The organism is Spiroplasma endosymbiont of Asaphidion curtum (assembly GCF_964031085.1).
In the GTDB taxonomy this organism is placed as follows: Bacteria; Bacillota_I; Bacilli_A; order Mycoplasmatales; family Nriv7; genus Nriv7.
On sequence record NZ_OZ035001.1, the window covers coordinates 415907 to 441163 of the forward strand.

Annotated in this window: 18 protein-coding genes; 15 read left to right on the forward strand and 3 right to left on the reverse strand. The window is 23.9% G+C overall.

The features are described 5' to 3' along the window. The first annotated feature begins 282 nt into the window (after positions 1–282). The 4 genes from AAHJ00_RS02540 to AAHJ00_RS02555 all read left to right on the forward strand — a co-directional run bounded on the left by AAHJ00_RS02540 (position 283) and on the right by AAHJ00_RS02555 (position 5309). On the forward strand, positions 283–1470 hold the full coding sequence (locus tag AAHJ00_RS02540) for a DEAD/DEAH box helicase (RefSeq protein ID WP_342224403.1): 1188 nt from the start codon (positions 283–285) through the stop codon (positions 1468–1470). Between the two features lie 433 nt (positions 1471–1903). After that, positions 1904–2815, forward strand: coding sequence for an ABC transporter ATP-binding protein (locus AAHJ00_RS02545; protein WP_342224404.1), 912 nt, complete (start codon positions 1904–1906; stop codon positions 2813–2815). Positions 2816–2829: 14 nt separating this feature from the next. Further along, positions 2830–4527 (forward strand): ABC transporter permease, encoded by a 1698-nt coding sequence (locus tag AAHJ00_RS02550; RefSeq protein WP_342224405.1) that lies wholly within the window; start codon positions 2830–2832, stop codon positions 4525–4527. 83 nt (positions 4528–4610) lie between these two features. Continuing rightward, positions 4611–5309, forward strand: a complete 699-nt coding sequence (locus AAHJ00_RS02555; RefSeq protein WP_342224406.1) for a hypothetical protein — start codon at positions 4611–4613, stop codon at positions 5307–5309. A gap of 12 nt (positions 5310–5321) precedes the next feature. Here the strand turns inward: AAHJ00_RS02555 and AAHJ00_RS02560 are convergent, their stop codons facing one another. Next, positions 5322–6272 (reverse strand): IS30 family transposase, encoded by a 951-nt coding sequence (locus AAHJ00_RS02560; protein ID WP_342223478.1) that lies wholly within the window; start codon positions 6270–6272, stop codon positions 5322–5324. Positions 6273–6408: 136 nt separating this feature from the next. On the opposite strand from AAHJ00_RS02560, the gene AAHJ00_RS02565 reads away from it, so the two are divergent. The 6 genes from AAHJ00_RS02565 to AAHJ00_RS02590 all read left to right on the forward strand — a co-directional run bounded on the left by AAHJ00_RS02565 (position 6409) and on the right by AAHJ00_RS02590 (position 16777). Further along, on the forward strand, positions 6409–7641 hold the full coding sequence (locus AAHJ00_RS02565) for a DEAD/DEAH box helicase (RefSeq protein ID WP_342224407.1): 1233 nt from the start codon (positions 6409–6411) through the stop codon (positions 7639–7641). A gap of 433 nt (positions 7642–8074) precedes the next feature. Beyond that, complete coding sequence (locus AAHJ00_RS02570; protein WP_342224404.1) at positions 8075–8986, forward strand: ABC transporter ATP-binding protein; 912 nt, start codon at positions 8075–8077, stop codon at positions 8984–8986. A 14-nt stretch (positions 8987–9000) separates the two neighbouring features. Continuing rightward, positions 9001–10698, forward strand: coding sequence for an ABC transporter permease (locus AAHJ00_RS02575; RefSeq protein ID WP_342224408.1), 1698 nt, complete (start codon positions 9001–9003; stop codon positions 10696–10698). 83 nt (positions 10699–10781) lie between these two features. Further along, the gene (locus AAHJ00_RS02580) at positions 10782–12512 is read left to right on the forward strand and encodes a septation ring formation regulator EzrA (protein ID WP_342224409.1); all 1731 of its coding nucleotides are present in this window, start codon (positions 10782–10784) and stop codon (positions 12510–12512) included. Between the two features lie 26 nt (positions 12513–12538). Beyond that, positions 12539–13735 carry a tRNA uracil 4-sulfurtransferase ThiI gene (gene thiI / locus AAHJ00_RS02585; protein ID WP_342224410.1) on the forward strand — a complete coding sequence of 399 codons (1197 nt, stop codon included), beginning with the start codon at positions 12539–12541 and terminating at the stop codon, positions 13733–13735. After that, positions 13736–16777: a DNA polymerase III subunit alpha gene (locus AAHJ00_RS02590; protein WP_342224411.1), complete on the forward strand. Its 3042-nt coding sequence runs from the start codon at positions 13736–13738 to the stop codon at positions 16775–16777. A 226-nt stretch (positions 16778–17003) separates the two neighbouring features. Here AAHJ00_RS02590 and AAHJ00_RS02595 read toward each other — a convergent pair. Continuing rightward, positions 17004–17826 (reverse strand): IS5 family transposase gene (locus AAHJ00_RS02595; RefSeq protein ID WP_342223496.1). Its coding sequence is split into 2 segments (ribosomal slippage): positions 17004–17430 and positions 17429–17826, totalling 825 coding nucleotides; the frame shifts between segments, so codons are not numbered across the junction. Between the two features lie 515 nt (positions 17827–18341). Then, positions 18342–19164 (reverse strand): IS5 family transposase gene (locus AAHJ00_RS02600; RefSeq protein ID WP_342223496.1). Its coding sequence is split into 2 segments (ribosomal slippage): positions 18342–18768 and positions 18767–19164, totalling 825 coding nucleotides; the frame shifts between segments, so codons are not numbered across the junction. A gap of 451 nt (positions 19165–19615) precedes the next feature. Here AAHJ00_RS02600 and AAHJ00_RS02605 point away from each other — a divergent pair. The 5 genes from AAHJ00_RS02605 to AAHJ00_RS02625 all read left to right on the forward strand — a co-directional run bounded on the left by AAHJ00_RS02605 (position 19616) and on the right by AAHJ00_RS02625 (position 25236). Next, complete coding sequence (locus AAHJ00_RS02605) at positions 19616–19975, forward strand: hypothetical protein (RefSeq protein ID WP_342224412.1); 360 nt, start codon at positions 19616–19618, stop codon at positions 19973–19975. A 172-nt stretch (positions 19976–20147) separates the two neighbouring features. Continuing rightward, on the forward strand, positions 20148–20750 hold the full coding sequence (locus AAHJ00_RS02610) for a deoxynucleoside kinase (RefSeq protein WP_342224413.1): 603 nt from the start codon (positions 20148–20150) through the stop codon (positions 20748–20750). 271 nt (positions 20751–21021) lie between these two features. Next, positions 21022–23763 (forward strand): isoleucine--tRNA ligase, encoded by a 2742-nt coding sequence (ileS, locus tag AAHJ00_RS02615; protein WP_342224414.1) that lies wholly within the window; start codon positions 21022–21024, stop codon positions 23761–23763. Next, entirely contained in the window at positions 23763–24308 is a 546-nt protein-coding gene (gene lspA / locus AAHJ00_RS02620; RefSeq protein WP_342224415.1) for a signal peptidase II, read from the forward strand. Before ileS ends, lspA begins: the two co-directional genes overlap by 1 nt. A gap of 1 nt (position 24309) precedes the next feature. Further along, on the forward strand, positions 24310–25236 hold the full coding sequence (locus AAHJ00_RS02625; protein ID WP_342224416.1) for an RluA family pseudouridine synthase: 927 nt from the start codon (positions 24310–24312) through the stop codon (positions 25234–25236). Positions 25237–25257: the final 21 nt, after the last annotated feature.

Here is a 25257-nt window from a genome sequence, read left to right on the forward strand (position 1 = left end):
TTTTATAGGAATTTTGTTTAATAAATAAGTAATGCAAGAAGTCTAATATAATTAGCTGATTGTTTTACTTCTTCAAAGCAATACCTAAGAAAACTAAACGCGCCCTTTATAACTATTATAGTTGTAGTATTGGATAAAATAGTTTATAATAATTAGGTTGTTAAATAAAATACTGTACATTACAATTCCCTTGTTTTATAGGTGCCGATATGTGATGAATTGACAATAAAAAATGTCATAACACCATTTATTTATGCAACTATGATTCAAGGAGGAAAAAATATGAGTTTTAAAGAACTAAATTTAAAGGATAATAATATAAGTTTTAATGATTTAAATTTAAAGGATGATAATAACAATAATATAAGTTTTAATGACTTAAATTTAAATAATAACTTAAAGCGAGCAATTTCAAAGGCAGGTTATGTTAACCCTACTGAAATTCAAAAGAAAACAATTCCTTTAGTATTAAAAAATTATGATATTATTGGAAAAAGTCATACAGGAACAGGAAAAACTGCTGCTTTCGTATTACCAATCTTAAATAATTTAGATGTTAAACTACGAAGAGTACAAGCAATGATTGTTTGTCCAACAAGAGAGTTAGCATTACAAGTTTTAGATCAAGTAAGAAAATATGCTTTTTATTTAGAAGGAGTTAATGCGACAGCATTATTTGGTGGTTCTGATTTGCGAAGACAAATTTATAGTTTAAAAAATAGTAATATTGTTGTTGGAACACCCGGAAGAATTGTTGATCATATTCAACGCAGAACTTTAAGATTGAATGATATTCAAACTGTAGTTTTAGATGAAGCTGATGAAATATTAAAAATGGGATTCAAACAAGATATTGATAAAATATTTACTAGCATTACATCAAAGTATCAAACATTATTGTTTTCAGCAACAATGAATCGTGCTGTTTTAGAAGTTGCTAATAACTATCAAAATAGTCCGGTTCAAATAAGTATTAAAAGAAATGCTGATGAATTAAATAATATTAAACAATATTTTATTAATACAAGAAATACAAGTAAAGATAGAGCATTAGTGGATTTATTTTTGAAAATTCAACCAAATTTAAGTATTGTTTTTTCTAATACCAAAGCATATACTGAAAGAATTTCTAAAATATTATGAGAAAATGGTATTAAGTCAGCTGTTATTAATGGTGATAAGCGACAAAGTGAAAGAAATAAAGCAATGAATGCTTTTAGAACTAATAAAGTTCAAGTGTTAATTGCTACTGATGTAGCAGCACGGGGAATTGATGTTGATGGGATTGATTATATTTTTAATTATGATTTACCTCGTGAACAAGAAAGTTATGTGCATCGTATTGGAAGAACAGGACGAGCTGGCGAAACTGGAATTGCAATTACATTAGTAAATAATAAAAAAGAATTAATTGATATTAAAAGATTAGAACAAACTTTAAACATTAAGATTAATCCTTACAATATTTAATACTGAGTTTAAGTATGTTATAGAAGAACATCATTTTAATTAATGATGTTTTTTACTATAGACTTGGTACATAACCTTTAATTTTATCTACTATTTTGATAATATTATTTTCTAGATGAAGCACAAATATTAGATAAATATAAAGATGAAAGTGAATTTTATAGTTTGGTAGGTGCAAAATGTTATAAAAACTAAGTAAAATGCTTATAAAAACAACATTAAAATAATTTTTTATAACAAAAATCATACATAAGAAATATATACTTAATTTGCATATTGAAATAATTTATAGTAAATGATTATTTTTTCTTTTTTAAAAAATACTTAAGAAAACTAAACGCGACCAAATTAAATATTAAATTTGCAAAAATTATCAAGATTTATTAAAATTATTTGCAAAGTTAAATACTTTTTAATAAGTAAGGAGAAAAAAATGAAATTTTCAATTATTGTTGAACGATTAATAAAAAATTATCGGAATTTTAAACTTAATGATATATCATTTAAAGTTAGTAGTGGAAAGATGCATGCTATTATTGGCGCTAGTGGTAGTGGGAAAACAATTACGATTAAATCATTAGTTGGTGGTATTAATTATGATAAGGGTAAAATTTATATAAATGGTCAAAATGCTAAAAACTCATTAGCAAAACAAACTATTGGGTATGTTCCAGAGTTTACTAAATTTCCTCGTAATATTACAACTTATCGTTTTTTAAAATCACTAGCTAAAATGAATGGTTTAAAAAATAAACAGATTAAATGAAGATTACAATCATTAATGCAAGAATTTAATATTTGAGAATTTCGTAATAAAAATATGAATGCTTTTTCTAGCGGTATGAAAAAGAAAGTAATGTTAATTCAGGGAATTATTCATAATCCGGATATTTTAATTTTAGATGAACCTGAAGCAAATTTAGATACAACAACAAGAAAACAAATTTTAGGTTATTTAAGAACACTAGTCAATCAAGGTAAGACGGTCTTTTTTTCAACTCATTTATTAAATGAAGTCAAGGATGTTATTGATGAATGTTCAATTATTTATCTAGGTAATTTATTATATAGTGGTCCAATTAGTGGTTTTCAATTAACAAATTCATTTGTTATTGAATGTGAGGATAATGAAGCGATGGTGGCATTTTTTAAAGATAATGATGTTGACTATTTTGTTAGAGAAGCAAGTAATGACCTTTTCTTTAAATTAAAAAATTCGTTAGAAATTAATAAAATCTTTCTTTACGCGATTGAATATAATCTAATTATTTATCGAATTGAACCATATACGATTGATTTAGATTTCTTTTATAATACTTTAAATAGTGAAAAATTTAATTTGTAGGAAAGGAATAAAATATGAAATTTTTATCAAGAAATAGTTTTTTACCAATTTTTAATTTTGCTTTAAGAAAAATATTGGTTTCCTTGCTAACATTAGTAATTGAAATTATTGCTTCATTAAGTCTTATAATAGCAACAATAGTTCTTTTTATTCAGTCAGAAAATGATAATGATAGTTTTTTAGTAAATTTTCAATATATTATTTTAATATTTTTAAATTTATTATTATTTCTTTTTATTGTTTTAAATGTGGTTCGAATTATTAGTGAAGAAATAGCTGATGGAACATTTTTGTTATTAATATCTAAACCTTATTCACGATTTAAAATATTATTTTCTAAATATCTAAGTTTATTATTTGTAGTTTTTTTATTTATTGCGATTAATTTAGGAATAACTATTTTATTAGGTTATGTTATTAGTGCTATTAATAATAAACACACGCAATTTATTTTACTTTTAAATATGATGACAAAATTAATGCTTTTTTCATTATTTCTTAGTTTTGTTGTGTTATCAGGTTCAATATTAACAGCTTTAATATTTTCATCAAATATTGTTTTTTTAATATTAGTTGTTTTTAGCAGTATGTTTTTATTAGGCGGATTACCATATTCTTTAATTAAAGAAATTAGTAATAAACAAACAGTTAATATTGGTAACGATGCTTTTGATATTAATAGTATTAAAGAAATAATGTTATTTAATGATGCTATCAAAAAACCTGAAAATAAACAAACTAATATTAAAATTAAATACTCTAAATTAGTAACTGAGATTTTTGATTTTTATAATAAATATGAGTATGAACAACTTACAGCATCAAATTTAATGATGATTAATAATGAAAGAATAGCAATGTATAAAAAATTTGATTTATATACTGATGAAATTAAGACATTTACTGCTAACGGTATTATTAAACAATGAACAGGAGACCTTCTTACGAATTTAAAAGGTAAAGATGTTAACTTGCATATTCAATTCAAAACATACTTTAAAACATTAGAACAATTAGATGCTAGTAATGAATATCAACATGAACTAATACAACTTATTAATAATGATTTATCACCACAAGTTGTTGAACTAACTAAAGATAAAAAAGTTTCGTTAATGGAAATAGATATTAACGAAAATGCTCCAATTATTAGTAAAACATATATTGAAGTTAACGGCAAAAAAATATCTAATTGAAGTCCATTTACTGTTTTCAGAGAGAATTATAATTATGAATTTGATGAGGAGTTATCTGAAAAATATAATGATTTATTTAGTAATAAGGTATATTTTGCAATTCAAGAATTGGATAATAATATTTTAGTGAAAGTTCGTTATTTGAAATTATTAACTAATCAATCATTATCAATAAGTAAAAATTGGGATGCTTATCAATCATTAATGAAGACATATCGCATTATTAGTTTTGTTAATCTTTTTGAACATTGAAATCAAATGTGGACAACATTTTTAGGATTTAATGATTTCTTTTTTAATTCCACAGGTAATTCATATATTGATTTTGATAAACAAAAAAATTATTTAAATTCATATCGTGATTTTGAAATTATAACAAATGATGCAGGACATATTGAAGTTCAAAAGATTAATCACATTTTAAATTCAACGGCAATGGCAATTGGTTATGGAATATTAGCAATGCTATTAAATTTAGGTTCGGTTTTAGTTATTAAACGAAGGGATATTATTTAGATTTTCAATGGGTTTGCTTCATTTTATGTAATAAAATTTGTGTTATAATTAAAAATGAAATGCAGATGCGAGGATTTTAAATAATGAGATTATTTATTAGTTTAAAAGAATGAAATTGATATCATTGAATAATAACCGGGTTAATTTTATTGTTAATATTTACTCTTATAATATGACAAATATTATTATTTATTTTACATCAAAGAAAATTTTTAGAAGGTAAAATCATTAATTGTTTAGAAATAATTAAATTATTACCACTTCGTCAAAGACTATATCGGTTATCAGAAATTGCTAGTTATCATCACGAATTTGAAACAATTTTATCATATTGAATTTTTCTTTATGAAAGCAATAGTCAAGAATTATTAGCATTAATAAATGAATCATTAATAATTTTAAAACAAGATCAGCAAGATATTAATAAATTTAGTTTATATAAGTTAAAACAATTATTAGCAAAAATTAATAAGTTAAATAAAAAATCACGCGCCTTATTATTAGATTATGAAAATGCTCTTAAAATTGAATTAACCCAACGCGAACAAGCATCATTATATAAAAGTTTTTTTAATCAGTTAGTTAATAATGCTACTAAATTACAAATTCATGTGGCAATAAATCCTAAAAAATTAGATTATTTAATTAATGTTTTACAAAATATGTTATATAACTTTGAAATTGAACTAACTAAAGGAGTATTTTTGAAGTCATATCAAATTCTTGATAAGATTGCTATTGGTTTAATTTCATTTACAGAAATTTTAAATGCCAAATTGTAAAGTTAAGTGCAACTAAATTATTTTTCTAACCAAATATTCGATTGGTGAAAGATAATTTAGTATTTTTCTTGGTCTTTGGTTTAAAGACAATATAAATTTATGAACTGCATTTTTAGTAGTATTTGAAAAATTAAATTTTTTAGGAAATTTTTCTCTAATTAAACCATTAGTATTTTCATTAGTACCTCTTTGTCAAGGCGAATACGCATTAGCAAAATAAATTTTCACATTTAAATTTTTTTCAAGTTGTTGTCAATTAGAAAATTCTTTACCCCTATCAAATGTTATAGTCTTAACAAGATTATTTGGAAGAATTGATAAATAATGGCTAATGTTTTCGTTAACAACTTTAGTAGTTCTATTTTCAACTAACATTGCTAAAGTAAATCTTGATGTTCTTTCAACTAAAGTTATTAAACATGATTTACTTTTACCTCGTGATGATACTACAGTATCACCTTCTCAATGACCAACAGTTATACGATTATTAACATTAATATTTCGTTCTTTAATTGATTTACCATTAAATTTACCGCGATTTTCTTGAGATTTTCGTTTCTTACCTTTTCTTCTTAAATTTTTATTAGTAACTTTTTCAAGTAATCCAGAATAAATTCAATTGTAAATTGTTTTAAAACTAATAATTCATTCTTTATGAAAATTTTTAATTCTGCCATAAATTTGTTCAGGCGATCAACCTAATAGTAATTTTTGTTGTACATATTTTACTAATTCTCTATTTTTAAACTTATGAAAATAAACATGTGATTGTTTTCTGTTTTCTGCTTTATTTTGTGCAATTAATGAAAAATAATGATTACTATCTTTATTTCTATTGACTTCTCGAATAATAGTACTAATACTTCGATTAAGATTTTTAGCTATTTCACTAATTTTTACTTTAAACTTCAATTGATTCTCAATATAAATTCTTTCATATATGCCAAGATGTTTGTAACCCATATAAAAACTCCTTGCTTTGTTTTTTCTAAAATAAACTTAGCATCATGAAATTTTTATATGAGATTTTTTGCAATTTTATTTACTTGCACTTACAAGTATAATTCAGCATGCAACTATGATTCAAGGAGGAAAAAATATGAGTTTTAAAGAACTAAATTTAAAGGATAATAATATAAGTTTTAATGATTTAAATTTAAAGGATGATAATAACAATAATATAAGTTTTAATGATTTAAATTTAAAGGATGATAATAACAATAATATAAGTTTTAATGACTTAAATTTAAATAATAACTTAAAGCGAGCAATTTCAAAGGCAGGTTATGTTAACCCTACTGAAATTCAAAAGAAAACAATTCCTTTAGTATTAAAAAATTATGATATTATTGGAAAAAGTCATACAGGAACAGGAAAAACTGCTGCTTTCGTATTACCAATCTTAAATAATTTAGATGTTAAACTACGAAGAGTACAAGCAATGATTGTTTGTCCAACAAGAGAGTTAGCATTACAAGTTTTAGATCAAGTAAGAAAATATGCTTTTTATTTAGAAGGAGTTAATGCGACAGCATTATTTGGTGGTTCTGATTTGCGAAGACAAATTTATAGTTTAAAAAATAGTAATATTGTTGTTGGAACACCCGGAAGAATTGTTGATCATATTCAACGCAGAACTTTAAGATTGAATGATATTCAAACTGTAGTTTTAGATGAAGCTGATGAAATATTAAAAATGGGATTCAAACAAGATATTGATAAAATATTTACTAGCATTACATCAAAGTATCAAACATTATTGTTTTCAGCAACAATGAATCGTGCTGTTTTAGAAGTTGCTAATAACTATCAAAATAGTCCGGTTCAAATAAGTATTAAAAGAAATGCTGATGAATTAAATAATATTAAACAATATTTTATTAATACAAGAAATACAAGTAAAGATAGAGCATTAGTGGATTTATTTTTGAAAATTCAACCAAATTTAAGTATTGTTTTTTCTAATACCAAAGCATATACTGAAAGAATTTCTAAAATATTATGAGAAAATGGTATTAAGTCAGCTGTTATTAATGGTGATAAGCGACAAAGTGAAAGAAATAAAGCAATGAATGCTTTTAGAACTAATAAAGTTCAAGTGTTAATTGCTACTGATGTAGCAGCACGGGGAATTGATGTTGATGGGATTGATTATATTTTTAATTATGATTTACCTCGTGAACAAGAAAGTTATGTGCATCGTATTGGAAGAACAGGACGAGCTGGCGAAACTGGAATTGCAATTACATTAGTAAATAATAAAAAAGAATTAATTGATATTAAAAGATTAGAACAAACTTTAAACATTAAGATTAATCCTTACAATATTTAATACTGAGTTTAAGTATGTTATAGAAGAACATCATTTTAATTAATGATGTTTTTTACTATAGACTTGGTACATAACCTTTAATTTTATCTACTATTTTGATAATATTATTTTCTAGATGAAGCACAAATATTAGATAAATATAAAGATGAAAGTGAATTTTATAGTTTGGTAGGTGCAAAATGTTATAAAAACTAAGTAAAATGCTTATAAAAACAACATTAAAATAATTTTTTATAACAAAAATCATACATAAGAAATATATACTTAATTTGCATATTGAAATAATTTATAGTAAATGATTATTTTTTCTTTTTTAAAAAATACTTAAGAAAACTAAACGCGACCAAATTAAATATTAAATTTGCAAAAATTATCAAGATTTATTAAAATTATTTGCAAAGTTAAATACTTTTTAATAAGTAAGGAGAAAAAAATGAAATTTTCAATTATTGTTGAACGATTAATAAAAAATTATCGGAATTTTAAACTTAATGATATATCATTTAAAGTTAGTAGTGGAAAGATGCATGCTATTATTGGCGCTAGTGGTAGTGGGAAAACAATTACGATTAAATCATTAGTTGGTGGTATTAATTATGATAAGGGTAAAATTTATATAAATGGTCAAAATGCTAAAAACTCATTAGCAAAACAAACTATTGGGTATGTTCCAGAGTTTACTAAATTTCCTCGTAATATTACAACTTATCGTTTTTTAAAATCACTAGCTAAAATGAATGGTTTAAAAAATAAACAGATTAAATGAAGATTACAATCATTAATGCAAGAATTTAATATTTGAGAATTTCGTAATAAAAATATGAATGCTTTTTCTAGCGGTATGAAAAAGAAAGTAATGTTAATTCAGGGAATTATTCATAATCCGGATATTTTAATTTTAGATGAACCTGAAGCAAATTTAGATACAACAACAAGAAAACAAATTTTAGGTTATTTAAGAACACTAGTCAATCAAGGTAAGACGGTCTTTTTTTCAACTCATTTATTAAATGAAGTCAAGGATGTTATTGATGAATGTTCAATTATTTATCTAGGTAATTTATTATATAGTGGTCCAATTAGTGGTTTTCAATTAACAAATTCATTTGTTATTGAATGTGAGGATAATGAAGCGATGGTGGCATTTTTTAAAGATAATGATGTTGACTATTTTGTTAGAGAAGCAAGTAATGACCTTTTCTTTAAATTAAAAAATTCGTTAGAAATTAATAAAATCTTTCTTTACGCGATTGAATATAATCTAATTATTTATCGAATTGAACCATATACGATTGATTTAGATTTCTTTTATAATACTTTAAATAGTGAAAAATTTAATTTGTAGGAAAGGAATAAAATATGAAATTTTTATCAAGAAATAGTTTTTTACCAATTTTTAATTTTGCTTTAAGAAAAATATTGGTTTCCTTGCTAACATTAGTAATTGAAATTATTGCTTCATTAAGTCTTGTAATAGCAACAATAGTTCTTTTTATTCAGTCAGAAAATGATAATGATAGTTTTTTAGTAAATTTTCAATATATTATTTTAATATTTTTAAATTTATTATTATTTCTTTTTATTGTTTTAAATGTGGTTCGAATTATTAGTGAAGAAATAGCTGATGGAACATTTTTGTTATTAATATCTAAACCTTATTCACGATTTAAAATATTATTTTCTAAATATCTAAGTTTATTATTTGTAGTTTTTTTATTTATTGCGATTAATTTAGGAATAACTATTTTATTAGGTTATGTTATTAGTGCTATTAATAATAAACACACGCAATTTATTTTACTTTTAAATATGATGACAAAATTAATGCTTTTTTCATTATTTCTTAGTTTTGTTGTGTTATCAGGTTCAATATTAACAGCTTTAATATTTTCATCAAATATTGTTTTTTTAATATTAGTTGTTTTTAGCAGTATGTTTTTATTAGGCGGATTACCATATTCTTTAATTAAAGAAATTAGTAATAAACAAACAGTTAATATTGGTAACGATGCTTTTGATATTAATAGTATTAAAGAAATAATGTTATTTAATGATGCTATCAAAAAACCTGAAAATAAACAAACTAATATTAAAATTAAATACTCTAAATTAGTAACTGAGATTTTTGATTTTTATAATAAATATGAGTATGAACAACTTACAGCATCAAATTTAATGATGATTAATAATGAAAGAATAGCAATGTATAAAAAATTTGATTTATATACTGATGAAATTAAGACATTTACTGCTAACGGTATTATTAAACAATGAACAGGAGACCTTCTTACGAATTTAAAAGGTAAAGATGTTAACTTGCATATTCAATTCAAAACATACTTTAAAACATTAGAACAATTAGATGCTAGTAATGAATATCAACATGAACTAATACAACTTATTAATAATGATTTATCACCACAAGTTGTTGAACTAACTAAAGATAAAAAAGTTTCGTTAATGGAAATAGATATTAACGAAAATGCTCCAATTATTAGTAAAACATATATTGAAGTTAACGGCAAAAAAATATCTAATTGAAGTCCATTTACTGTTTTCAGAGAGAATTATAATTATGAATTTGATGAGGAGTTATCTGAAAAATATAATGATTTATTTAGTAATAAGGTATATTTTGCAATTCAAGAATTGGATAATAATATTTTAGTGAAAGTTCGTTATTTGAAATTATTAACTAATCAATCATTATCAATAAGTAAAAATTGGGATGCTTATCAATCATTAATGAAGACATATCGCATTATTAGTTTTGTTAATCTTTTTGAACATTGAAATCAAATGTGGACAACATTTTTAGGATTTAATGATTTCTTTTTTAATTCCACAGGTAATTCATATATTGATTTTGATAAACAAAAAAATTATTTAAATTCATATCGTGATTTTGAAATTATAACAAATGATGCAGGACATATTGAAGTTCAAAAGATTAATCACATTTTAAATTCAACGGCAATGGCAATTGGTTATGGAATATTAGCAATGCTATTAAATTTAGGTTCGGTTTTAGTTATTAAACGAAGGGATATTATTTAGATTTTCAATGGGTTTGTTTCATTTTATGTAATAAAATTTGTGTTATAATTAAAAATGAAATGCAGATGCGAGGATTTTAAATAATGAGATTATTTATTAGTTTAAAAGAATGAAATTGATATCATTGAATAATAACCGGGTTAATTTTATTGTTAATATTTACTCTTATAATATGACAAATATTATTATTTATTTTACATCAAAGAAAATTTTTAGAAGGTAAAATCATTAATTGTTTAGAAATAATTAAATTATTACCACTTCGTCAAAGACTATATCGGTTATCAGAAATTGCTAGTTATCATCACGAATTTGAAACAATTTTATCATATTGAATTTTTCTTTATGAAAGCAATAGTCAAGAATTATTAGCATTAATAAATGAATCATTAATAATTTTAAAACAAGATCAGCAAGATATTAATAAATTTAGTTTATATAAGTTAAAACAATTATTAGCAAAAATTAATAAGTTAAATAAAAAATCACGCGCCTTATTATTAGATTATGAAAATGCTCTTAAAATTGAATTAACCCAACGCGAACAAGCATCATTATATAAAAGTTTTTTTAATCAGTTAGTTAATAATGCTACTAAATTACAAATTCATGTGGCAATAAATCCTAAAAAATTAGATTATTTAATTAATGTTTTACAAAATATGTTATATAACTTTGAAATTGAACTAACTAAAGGAGTATTTTTGAAGTCATATCAAATTCTTGATAAGATTGCTATTGGTTTAATTTCATTTACAGAAATTTTAAATAAAATTCCGCAGTTATTAACGATTGTATATAAAGTTATTCCTAAGCAATTAAAACAAATGACTACTTTATATATGAATAAAGGAAATGATATTGTTCTTCAAGAGCAGTTTGCTAATTTATTTGATGATGTTAATCTTCAAGTTCAGCAAGTTAAAAAATTATTAGATAATTTACAATATAAAAAAGGACAAGTCAGAGTTGAAAAAATTCTGGTTTTGCTAGCTAATTTTAATTATCAAACGCAAAAAGAAAAAGAATTAAAAACAATTTTTTCAACTTACTATGACCCAATCATTAAAGTAGTTGAACTAATTGAAAATAGTTTTAAAAATTTAAAAAAAGAGTTAGTACAAATTGAAACCGTTTATTTATTTTTGCCAATGGAAAAAGAAATAATTAATAATAGTCAAAAATTAGTTAAGAATTTAAGTTCGCAAATGAATGAATTAATTGTGATTATGAATCAAACAAAAACTAATTCTTATCATCAATTAGTTAAACTGCAAGTAAAAATTTTAGAAAATGCTTTAAAAACTCAAGTTCATTTAGAACAAGTATATAAATTAATAACGCAAAAAACTGAAGAAGAAAAACAATTAAAACAGTTGCTTTCGCATTTAGGAATTCTATTAATGCAATTAAATGCTAAGTTAAATAAAATTACTTATCAAAAAATTGCATATACTTTCAAAGACCGGATTAGTGATGTTTATAACTCATTTTCGGAACTTAAGGAATTAATTAGTATTAGTGATGATTTACAAGAACAAAAGCGATTATTACGCAAGTTATATTTATTAAAAGATAATATTTATAAATTGCATAGTAAAATCAAAAATATTGCTATCATTGATCAATTAATTCAACGAGCAATTGTATATGGTTATAAATTTTGTACTATTGATGATAGTGTTAACAATAAAATTAAAAGTGCACAATTAATTTATAACAATGCTAATTATGAAGATGCATTACAGTTAGTATTACAAGCATTAGAATATTCGCATGAGCATCGTTTATATAAAAGATTGCAAAAAGGATAATAGATAGAGAGTAGGAATAATTAAAAATGAATGATACTATTTTAATTCGTTATGGTGAATTATCAACTAAAGGTAAGAATTGTTATTTATTTATTAACCAGTTAGAAAAAAATTTAAAAGTTAAGTTAATAGCATTTAAACATTTAAATATTGTCACAACACATAGTCGGATGTTGATTTATTTAAATGAACATCAAACTAATCCTGTTGAAATTGAACAAATTACTAATATTATTAGAAATACTTTTGGAATTACTTCATTTTCTTTTGCTAAACAAGTTATTAAAGATTTAAATGTTATTCAGAAGGAAATTTTGACATTGATTAGTAATTTAGAATTTAAATCATTTAAATTGGATATTAATCGTATTGATAAAAAATTTTATTGTAATTCTTTAGAAATAATTAATGTTATTGCTGGATTAATTTTAGATTATAAAAAAGATTGTCAAGTTGATTTAACAAATCCACAATTAACGATATATTTAGAAATTCAAATTGATAATGCTTTTGTTATGTTAAATAAAATTACCGGATTAAAAGGTTATCCTGTTGGTATTGCTGGAAAAGTATTATTACTTATGAGTGGTGGCATTGATTCACCAGTTAGTGCTTATTTATTAATGAAACGAGGATTGGAAGTTCATTATTTACATTTTATAACCCCTCCATATACTAAAGATGAATCATTACAAAAAGTTATTAATTTAGTTAAAACCTTAGGAGTTTATGGCGGTAATGTTGTTTCAAAATTATATATATGTAATTTTAGTAGTTTACAACAAGAGTTAAAACATATTCCTTTATCATCGTATCAGATTACAATTATGCGTCGAATGTTTATGCGCATTGCTAATCATTTAGCAAGAAAATTGCGTATTAAAATTTTAGCAACTGGTGATTCTTTAGGACAAGTAGCATCACAAACAATTGAAAGTTTATCAGTTATTGCTGATGCTAGTGATATGGTAATTTTGCGACCATTAATTACTTATGATAAAAATGAAATTATTAATATTGCTAAAAATATTAATACTTATGAAACATCAATTATTCCTTTTAAGGATTGTTGTTCATTATTTGTTCCTCAAGACCCAGTAATTAAACCAATAATTGGTATTGTTAAGAAACAAGAGCAAAGCATTTTGTGAGAAGAAATTTTAGCATTAACAGTTGAAAATAATATTACAAAACAAGAGATTAATTTTCTTGAAAAAAAGTAGGTGAAAATAATTATTAATTTAAATGTTCATAGTGAGTATTCACTATTAAGTTCACCGTTAAAATTAAAAGATTATTTTAAGTTTGCAATTAAAAATAATCTTTTAATTTTAGCATTGACTGATAAGAATACAATGTTTGGGGCGATGCGATTTTATGAACAATGTCAAAAATATAATATTAAACCAATTATTGGTATTGATATTGATGTGTTAGATATTGCTCATAATCTGAAATTAGAATTAATTGTTATTGCTAAAAATCAGCAAGGTTATGAACAACTTTGTCTTATTTCTTCAATAATTGCTATTTCTAATAATTCAACAATTAGTTGTGAGCAATTATTAGAACATCTAAATGAAATTATTGTTATTTTTAAACCACAAAATGCTTTAGCAATGTCTTTAACAATGCAATCGGAATATTTAACAAGAATTCAAAAAAAGGCTCTCACATATATGGGAATTAATCAGAATAATGTTAGTAATATTCAATATTGAATTGATAAGCATCAATTAGTTGTTCCTTGTAATTTAGTGAAATATTTACAACCTGATGATAAACAAACATTACAGTTAATTGAGGCTATTAAGGAACAAAAATCGTTAGCAGAAACTAATGTTAATGATTTTAGTGATTATCATTATTTATTATCATTTGATAATGGATATGAACAAATATTAATAACTAATTTGCAACAGTTAATTAATAATGTTAATTTACACTTACAACTTAATATTAAGGAAAATATGTTACAGTATCCGACACCGATTGGTGTTAATAGCAATGAATATTTGCAAAACTTATGTTTACAACGATTACAAAATAATAAGGAAATTAATAATAATCAGCGTTATCAACAACGATTATCTTATGAATTATCAATTATTTGTGAAATGGGTTTTGCTAATTATTTTCTTATTGTTTATGATTATGTTAAATATGCTCGTGAGCAAAATATTATGGTTGGTCCGGGAAGAGGTTCTGTTGCTGGGAGTTTAGTAGCATTTTTATTACAAATTTCTACTGTTGACCCAATAAAATATGATTTAATTTTTGAAAGGTTTTTAAATCCGCAACGAATATCAATGCCAGATATTGATATTGATTTTCAAGATGATCGTCGCGAAGAAGTAATAAAATATTTAGTTGGAAAATATGGTAAAAATAATGTTGCCCAAATTATTACTTTTCAAACAATTACTTGTAAAATTGCCCTTAAAGATACAGGAAGAGTATTAAATATTCCTTTAGATATTATTGATAAAATCAGTAAAGCGGTACCATTAGATTTAAATTTAGATTTATCATTAGCTGTTAGTAAAATTGAAATTTTACAAGTGTATATGACACAATATCCGCAGTTATTTTTATTAGCAAAAAAAATTATTGGTTTACCTCGACAATTTGGAACGCATGCTGCTGGTGTTGTTTTATCACAATTACCAATAATGCAAATTGTTCCAATTCAAAAAGGTTATAATAATATCTATTTAACGCAATATTCAATGAATCATTTAGAATCATTAGGGTTATTAAAAATGGATCTTTTAGGTTTAAGAAATTTAACAATTTTAAAACAAATTCTTGATATGATTAATAAAGATTTATCAATGATGATTAGTTTAGATAAAATATCTTTAAATGATGGTAAAACATATCAATTATTAAGTGAAGGATATACAGCTGGTATTTTTCAGTTAGAGTCTAAAGGAATGCAACAAATTTTAGTGACCATGCAACCCAAAACTTTAGAAGATATTGTTGTTACTAGTTCATTATTTCGCCCTGGTCCGCAAGAATATATTAAGACATATATTAAAAGAAGGTTAAAACAAGAAGCGGTTTGCTATTTACATCCTGATTTAGAACCAATATTAAAAACAACTTATGGAATTATTGTTTATCAAGAACAAATTATTTTAATTGCGCAAAAAATTGCTAATTTTTCATTAGCAAAAGCTGATATTTTAAGAAGAGCAATTAGTAAAAAAAATCAAAACGAGATGACCTTATTAAGTAAAGAATTTATTGCTTCTGGTGTTGCTAATGGTTATGATGAAAAAACTGTTAAGCAAATTTATGATGATATTAATCAGTTTGCTAGTTATGGTTTTAATCGAAGTCATGCGGTATCATATTCATTACTAGGTTATTGAATGGCTTATTTGAAAGCCAATTATGCATTACAATTTATGTGTGCATTATTAACTAGTGTTGTTGCTAGTGCTAATAAAATTGAACAATATCTTAAAGAATGTCAAAGGTATCATCTAAAAATATTGCCACCGTCAGTTAATTATTCAGCAGAAAATTTTATTATTGAAAATAATATGCTTAGAGTGCCATTAACGATAATTAAACAAGTGGGAATGGCAATGTATGAAGCAATATGTGTTGAAAGAGAAACTAATGGACAATATACTGATTATTTCTCGTTTGTGGCGAGAATGGTGCTTAAAGGCTTAAATACACTCGTATTAGAAGCATTAATTGCTGCTGGAGCTTTAGATGAATTTAAATTCTCACGAAAAACCATGAAATTAAATATGACACTAGCTTTTCGTTATGCACAATTAATTCAGGTATCAACTAATGATAATATTACCCTAAATTATGATTTGGTAGCGATGCCTAATTTAAAACAAGAACCAGATAATTTATTAGAAAAAGCTCAAGATGAATTAAAATATTTCGGTTTCTATTTACAAACCCATCCTTTATTGTTAATTAAAAAGCAATTACAATTAGAGAAAGAAATTATTAAATTACAAAATTTAGATAAATTGATTAATTGAAAGGTTAAAGTATTAGTTCTTATTAATCGTGTTAAACAAATTAAAACTAAAGATGGCCAGTATATGTGTTTTTTAACAGTAAGTGATGATTATGGAACAAGTAATGTGACAGTTTTTAGTAACATATATGCTCAATACCAAGAACAACTTAAAGAAAATAATATTGTTTTAATTAATGCTACTGTTGAAAAGTATAATGATAAAATTCATTTAGTTTTACGAACTTTAAAAGTAATAAGTATTTAAGGAAAAAATCTTATCTAATTTAGATAAGATTTTTTTATTCATCACTAGACTTCTTGCATTACTTATTAAAATAATTACAAATTATTTGTAAATAAAAAATACTATATAGTAATTTCTAACTTTTATTAGGTTAATACTTATGGATTTTATTAAATGTGTAAATTTTGACACAACAAAAAATTATTTTATTATTTAAATTTAATTTTAAATAAATATTTTATGTTATCTATAATTGCAAATTATAAATTGAAGCAATTAAATTAAATCTTAAACTAAATCGTTTTCTACGATTACGATATTTTTCAGTAATAATTTTAAATTTTTTAAGAATAGCAAAAATATTTTCAATAATAATTCTCATTTTTGAAATTAATTTATTATTATGTTTTTGTTCTTTATTTAAAGGGTTTTTCTTTGTTTTTTTCTTAGGTATTAGAACATTACTATGAATTTTTTGTATTCCTTGATAACCATTATCAACTATTAATTTAGTATTTTTTAAAATTGGGATTTTTGATTCTTTAAATAAACAAAAATCATGCTTTTTACCGAGAGAAAAATTTGTTGCAATAATTATTTTGCTTTCTTTTTCAATAATTACTTGTGTTTTAATAGTGTGTTTTTTCTTTTTTCCTGAATAAGATTGTTTTTGTCTTTTTTGGGCGTTGAATGGGTGTTTCTGTAGCATCAATAATAATTGTTTTATCATTAAAATAATCATTTATTAATGCTTTTTTACCAGCAAGTTGTTGAAAATCAGGATGTTTGATTAAAATATCTTCAATTCACTTGATATTTCGATAACAACTAGCTTCACTAATATCAAAACTTTTACCAAGATGAAAATAAGTACGATATTCTCGTCAATATGATAAAGTCATCAATAATCTATTTTCTAATGATAATTTATTATTTTTACCACCTCTTTTAAACTTTTTTAACTCAGCTTCTTTTAAAATATTTAACATTTTATTAAAAGTACTTTGCTTTATTCCAGTTAATCGTAATAATTCTTTATCATTAATAAAATTAAATTTATCAAATTTCATAATCTTAAATTCCTTATAATTTCTATTTTAAATATATTTTATAGGAATTTTGTTTAATAAATAAGTAATGCAAGAAGTCTACTGTTTTTTATTAATTCCAGAACATTAAGTTTTTTTAAATGATAAGTAGTCATAATATATGTTGATGAATAAATAACTGTAATAATAGCAAAACTAACTAAAATTACTCATCAAACTAAGGAGAACGGAATTATTAAATTAAAGAAATTTTGTAAGATATAAATAAAGATGGTCGCTGTTGTTCAAACTAATAGCACACCGCCAATAAATCCAATTAATACTGAAGGAAGAAACATTGTCAGAATTAAGTTATTAGACTTCTTGCATTACTTATTAAAATAATTACAAATTATTTGTAAATAAAAAATACTATATAGTAATTTCTAACTTTTATTAGGTTAATACTTATGGATTTTATTAAATGTGTAAATTTTGACACAACAAAAAATTATTTTATTATTTAAATTTAATTTTAAATAAATATTTTATGTTATCTATAATTGCAAATTATAAATTGAAGCAATTAAATTAAATCTTAAACTAAATCGTTTTCTACGATTACGATATTTTTCAGTAATAATTTTAAATTTTTTAAGAATAGCAAAAATATTTTCAATAATAATTCTCATTTTTGAAATTAATTTATTATTATGTTTTTGTTCTTTATTTAAAGGGTTTTTCTTTGTTTTTTTCTTAGGTATTAGAACATTACTATGAATTTTTTGTATTCCTTGATAACCATTATCAACTATTAATTTAGTATTTTTTAAAATTGGGATTTTTGATTCTTTAAATAAACAAAAATCATGCTTTTTGCCGAGAGAAAAATTTGTTGCAATAATTATTTTGCTTTCTTTTTCAATAATTACTTGTGTTTTAATAGTGTGTTTTTTCTTTTTTCCTGAATAAGATTGTTTTTGTCTTTTTTGGGCGTTGAATGGGTGTTTCTGTAGCATCAATAATAATTGTTTTATCATTAAAATAATCATTTATTAATGCTTTTTTACCAGCAAGTTGTTGAAAATCAGGATGTTTGATTAAAATATCTTCAATTCACTTGATATTTCGATAACAACTAGCTTCACTAATATCAAAACTTTTACCAAGATGAAAATAAGTACGATATTCTCGTCAATATGATAAAGTCATCAATAATCTATTTTCTAATGATAATTTATTATTTTTACCACCTCTTTTAAACTTTTTTAACTCAGCTTCTTTTAAAATATTTAACATTTTATTAAAAGTACTTTGCTTTATTCCAGTTAATCGTAATAATTCTTTATCATTAATAAAATTAAATTTATCAAATTTCATAATCTTAAATTCCTTATAATTTCTATTTTAAATATATTTTATAGGAATTTTGTTTAATAAATAAGTAATGCAAGAAGTCTATTAATTGTTCGATATTTGTAACCTTGAATTTGCAATATTGCCATCATTTTTGAAAATTGATCTAATAGACTTGGTACATAACTATAACATTTTGCACCTATCAAACTATAAAATTCACTTTCATCTTTATATTTATCTAATATTTGTGCTTCATCTAGAAAATAATATTATCAAAATAGTAGATAAAATTGAGGGTTATGTACCAAGTCTATTGAAATAATTTATAGTAAATGATTATTTTTTCTTTTTTAAAAAATACCTAAAAAAACTAAACGCGACCTATTCTTAAATAAATATTGCTAAAAAATGATAAAAAATGTAAAATAAATAATAATATTTAGATAAATATATTTATTTAGGGAGGATAAAAATGGCAAAAATTTTAAAGTTGTTAAGCAACATAACAATTATTGCTATCGCTGGTAGTACAGTAGAACTTGCAGAAGTGGATATTATATTTAATTATTGTTTATTAATAAAAGGAAGCATTGGTAAAGTTTTATTAAAAATAAGTAGTAATTTAGTTAAAATTATTTGTACTAAAAAACAAGCAGAAAAATCTAACAAATTAATTTTAAATAAAATAATTGCAACAATGAATTTGTTGTTCTCAACAACAAAAAGCAGTTGTCAACAAATATTACTTACTTACCAACCAGAATCAATAACAGTAGAGGAAGAAAATGATGCAAGCAATAAACTAAAAAATGAAACAAAGATTAAAGATTAATATAAATAAAAATTATTAGTATTTTATGGATAATAAATAAATTCATTTTTTTAGATAGAATAATTAATTAGAGTTTTTTGTTATTAATAAATTAAATAGTAACTAAAATTAAGTTATGGTTTTTCATTTAATAATTTTAGTTGAAGTATATTACTATAGGGAGTTTAAATAGATGCGAATTATATTATCAGGAGTAGTGGGAGCTGGGAAGTCAACTATTAGTGAAGAATTATCAAAAAGATATGCGGATTATTTATTAATGAATGAGCCAGTAAAGGAAAATCCATATTTAGATGAATATTATCGTAATCCGCAACAAATAGCTTTTAAAATGCAAGTATATATGTTAATGGCACGAAGTCAACAATTAAAGTTAACTAAGGGTAAAACAAATGTAATTTTTGATCGTAGTGTGATGGAAGATGTTATTTTTGTTGAAGTGTTAAAAGAATTACAACTTATTAATGTTACTGATTATCAGGTTTATTGTGACTTTTATCATAATGTGGTTTTAGATAGCATTTATTTAGATAATTTAATTACTCCGGACTTAATTGTTTTTTTACGCGTGTCTTCATCAACAGCAATTCAACGCATAAAAGTTCGTGCCCGAGCTAGTGAATTATTAATTGATGAAAATTATTGAGTTTTATTAAATGAGAAGTATGAACAATGATATGAAAAACATAAAACTAAGTTTAATTTTTTAGTTATTGAAAGTGATAATAAGTCAATTGATGAAATAACTAATATTATTATTGATAAATTAAAATAAAAAATAAATCGCTAAGTAGAAGATAAAATATTTATTACCTTCTACTTTTTGTTGTTTTAGGTTAGTGTTATAATTTATTGTGAAATGATTATCTAATGATTGTTTAGTTGTATATTATAAATTCATTTAGGGAGTATTTTAATGTCGGCAATGAATGTGATATTATTGTTTTTAGTTGTTAGACATTTTTATGTCCAATAAACTAGATTTTGGATATTTATTTGAAGTTAGTAAGAAATTTTTTTTACTAAAAAATAAAGGAGAATTATAGATGCGTGATTGAAAAAGTACTTTGTTAATGCCACAAACTATGTTTGAAATGCGAGCTAATTTAAAAGATAAAGAATTGTATTATCAACAAAAGTGGCAAAAAGAACAATTATGGTCACAGATTTTATTAAAAAATGAATTTGGTAAAAAGTTTATTTTACATGATGGGCCACCTTATGCTAATGGTAGTATTCATGTTGGTCATGCTTTGAATAAAATTTTAAAAGATATTATTGTGCGAAATCGTAGTTTTAATGGTTATTATGCGCCATTACTATTTGGTTGGGATACACATGGACTGCCAGTTGAAACAGCAGTTACTAAGTTAAATATTGAGTGAAAAAAATCAGATCCAGTTTTATTTCGTAATAAGTGTTATGAATATGCTCAAGAGCAAATAACAATTCAAAAGCAACAATTTGCCCACTTGGGGTTATTAAATATTCCTAATGATGAATATATTACTTGTGTTCCTACATATGAAGGTTATCAGATTGATTTTTTAATAATGATGATTGAACAAAAGCTTATTTATCGGGGATTAAAACCCGTATATTGGTCACCAAGTAGTCAAACAGCGTTAGCTGAAGCAGAAGTAGAATATATGGAAAAGACATCACCAAGTATTTTTGTTGCTTGTGATTTGAAAGCTGGTAATGGTATTTTAGATAATGATGTGCGATTAGTAGTATGAACGACAACACCGTGAACATTAACTAGTAATCAATTTATTGCTGTTGGTAAAGATATTGAATATGTTGTTATTAACTCAAACCAAGGTAAATTAGTCGTTGCTAAGGAATTATTAGCAAAAGTTAGTGAACAATGTCAGTTATTAGATGTTAAAGTTGTTAAACAATTAATTGGTGCTAATTTAGTTGGTATTACTTATTTTCATCCGTTATATAGCAATATTATTAATAAAGTAGTTTTAGGACATCATATTACTTTAACTGAGGGAACAGCATTAGTTCATACTGCTTGTGGTTTTGGAGTTGATGATTTTATTATTGGTCAACAAAATAATACAACGCCAATTGTTAGTGTTGATAATGCTGGTTATTTTACTGATGTAATTAATGATAAACAATTACAAGGTAAATTTTATGAAGATACTAATAAAATTATTACTACAAGATTAAAAGCTGACAATAAATTATTAGCTTTATCTTTTATTAAACATTCTTATCCTCATGATTGAAGAACTAAAAAGCCAATTATTTATCGAGCAACTGAACAATGGTTTGTTGCTATTAGTGCTATTAAATCACAATTATTGGAACAAATTAATCAAGTTAAATATTTACCAGTTTGAGGCCAAGAAAGAATGCGTCAGATGATTGCGCATCGTGATGATTGATGTATTTCGCGTCAAAGATTATGGGGAGTGCCGATTACTATTTTATATGGTGAAGATAATAAACCGATTTATGATGTTGTATTAATTAAACATTTTCGTGATTTAATTGCTCAATATGGAACAGCAATTTGATGAAGTTGACCATTAGATAAGTTATTGCCAAAAAATTATGCTCATCATCAAGCCCCTAATGGTAAGTTTCGCAAAGAAACTGATATTATGGATGTTTGATTTGATAGTGGAATTTCGCATTGAAATTTGTGACAACAAAAGCATTGAAAATATCCTGTGGATCTTTATTTAGAAGGTAGTGACCAGTTTCGAGGATGATTCAATTCTTCATTAACAACAGGTGTTATTAGTCCGTTAAAACGAGTTCCTTATGAACAAGTAATTATTCATGGATTTATTAATGATGAAAAAGGGAAAAAAATGTCAAAATCATTAGGTAATGTTGTTGATCCTTTGGAAGTATGTACTACTTATGGTAGTGATATTTTGCGATTATGAGTTTCATCGGTTGATTACACTGATGAAATGAAAATAGGTAATGATATTTTAAAACAAGTTAGTGAGAACTATCGTAAAATTCGTAATACAATGCGTTTTATGTTAGGAAATTTATTTGATTTTAAATTAGAACATATTGTTAAGGAGTATGAAATAGTTGACCAGTATTTATTAGTTAAAACTCAAGAATATCATCATGCAACACAAGTAGCATATAATAATTATGATTTTAATGAAGTATATGTGTTAACAAACAATTTTATTGTTAATAGTCTTTCAGCATTTTATCTTGATTTTACTAAAGATATCTTATATATTGAAGAAGCAAATAGTATGCGTCGAAAACAAGTACAAACAACAATTTATTATATTTTACAAACAATATTATTTAATTTGGCACCAATTTTAGTTCATACTTGTGAAGAAGTTTATGAGCATTTACCGTTAGCAAATAAGTTATCTTCAATTCATTTAATGGATATGGTTGTATTGCCAACATTTGAAAATATTAGTGAAATTAAAAATATCGGATATAAACTTTTACAATTACGCGAAGATGTTAATAAGGCATTAGAATTGGCAAGAAATGAAAAGGTTATTGGTAAGTCCTTACAAGCTCAAGTTATTATGCAGTTAAATGATAATTATCAAGAGTTAGCAGCAATAAATAATTTAGGACAAATGTTTATTATTAGTGAGTTAATTGTTAGTAAAAATTTAAGTGTCGGTGTTCAATATCCAACGGCTAAAATTGCAGTAAAATTAAAACTTGGTGATAAGTGTGTTCGTTGTTGAATGATTGTGAGTGTTATGATTGATGAACTTTGTTCTCGTTGTCAAAAGGTTATTAGTAAATTAGAGGAAAATAAATAATGAATCGTCATTTAAAACAATGAAAAAATTCAGTTGAGGAATATTTCAGTAATTATACTTGAAATTTAAAGAAAAAATTATTATTGTTAGTAAGTATTTTTATTCTTATTTTAATTGATTTTATAATTAAAAATGTTGTTATTAATAATTTAAATGAAAATGAAATGGTTAATTTTTTACCAGGATTTATTCAAATTGAGTTAGTATATAATACAGGAGCTGCTTTTGGAATTGGTGCTGAAAATCCTGAATTAATGGTTGTTGTGCAAAGTATTATTATTTTGTTAATTTTAGTAGGATTTTTATTTGCACAAACAACAATGATGAATATTGGTTTGGCATTAATTGTTGCTGGTGCATTAAGTAATTTTGGTGATCGGTTTTCAAATCAAAATGTTGAATGGGGTGTTGTTGATTATTTTTCTTGACAATTATTTCCACCATATTCAATTTTTAATATTGCGGATATGTTTGTTGTTGGTGGAACAATTGTAATTATTTTTGCAATTATTTTAACACCAATAACTAGTTATTGAGAACAATAAGATGGAAAAGAAATTAGTTATTATTGTTGAAGAAGCACCAAGTATTAAAAGAATTGATAAGTATTTGCAATTAAAATTTTCTTCGGTTAAAGGTCTTTCTCTTAGTCAAATTCAAAAATTAATTACTAATGAAAAAGTTATTGTTAATAATCAAATTATTACTAATAACTATAATGTTAAGCAAGACGATGTGATTACAGTTAATTTTCAAGAAGAGAAATCTTGACAAGGCAAAAATCTTGATAAAAAAGATTTAGATATTGTTTATGAAGATGAGTATTTATTAGTAATAAATAAACCAAAAAATCTTGTTGTTCATCCCGGAGTTGGCAATTGAGATAATACACTAGTTAATATTTTATTAGCTAAAGATATTAAATTATCTGATAATGATGTCGCAAGACCAGGTATTGTGCATCGTTTAGATAAAAATACAACAGGATTACTTATTATTGCTAAATGTAATTCTGTTCATCAACAGTTAACTAATCAGTTACAAAATAAATCTTTAACTAGAAAGTATTTTGCTCTTGTTCGTGGTATTATTAACAAAGAGAGTGGTTTTATTGATGGCCCCATTGGTCGTGATCCTAAAAATCGTAAACGAATGGCGATTGTTTTTAAAAATAGTAAACCAGCTCAAACTAAATTTAATGTTATTAAAAGATTTTTAGAAAGTAATATTACTTTTCTTGAATGTGAGTTATTAACAGGAAGAACACATCAAATCCGTGTTCACTTAAGTTCTATTAAACATCCTATTTTAGGAGATCATTTATATGGAATTAAACAAGATTTAGATGAACCTTATGAACAATATTTACATGCTCATGAGATTGCGTTTATTCATCCTATTAGTGGTAAGAAAATGCAGTTGAATTGTGAATTACCAGAATCTTTTAAAACAAGGTTAGATAGTTTACAATAGGGTTTTTAATCACTGTAGTGA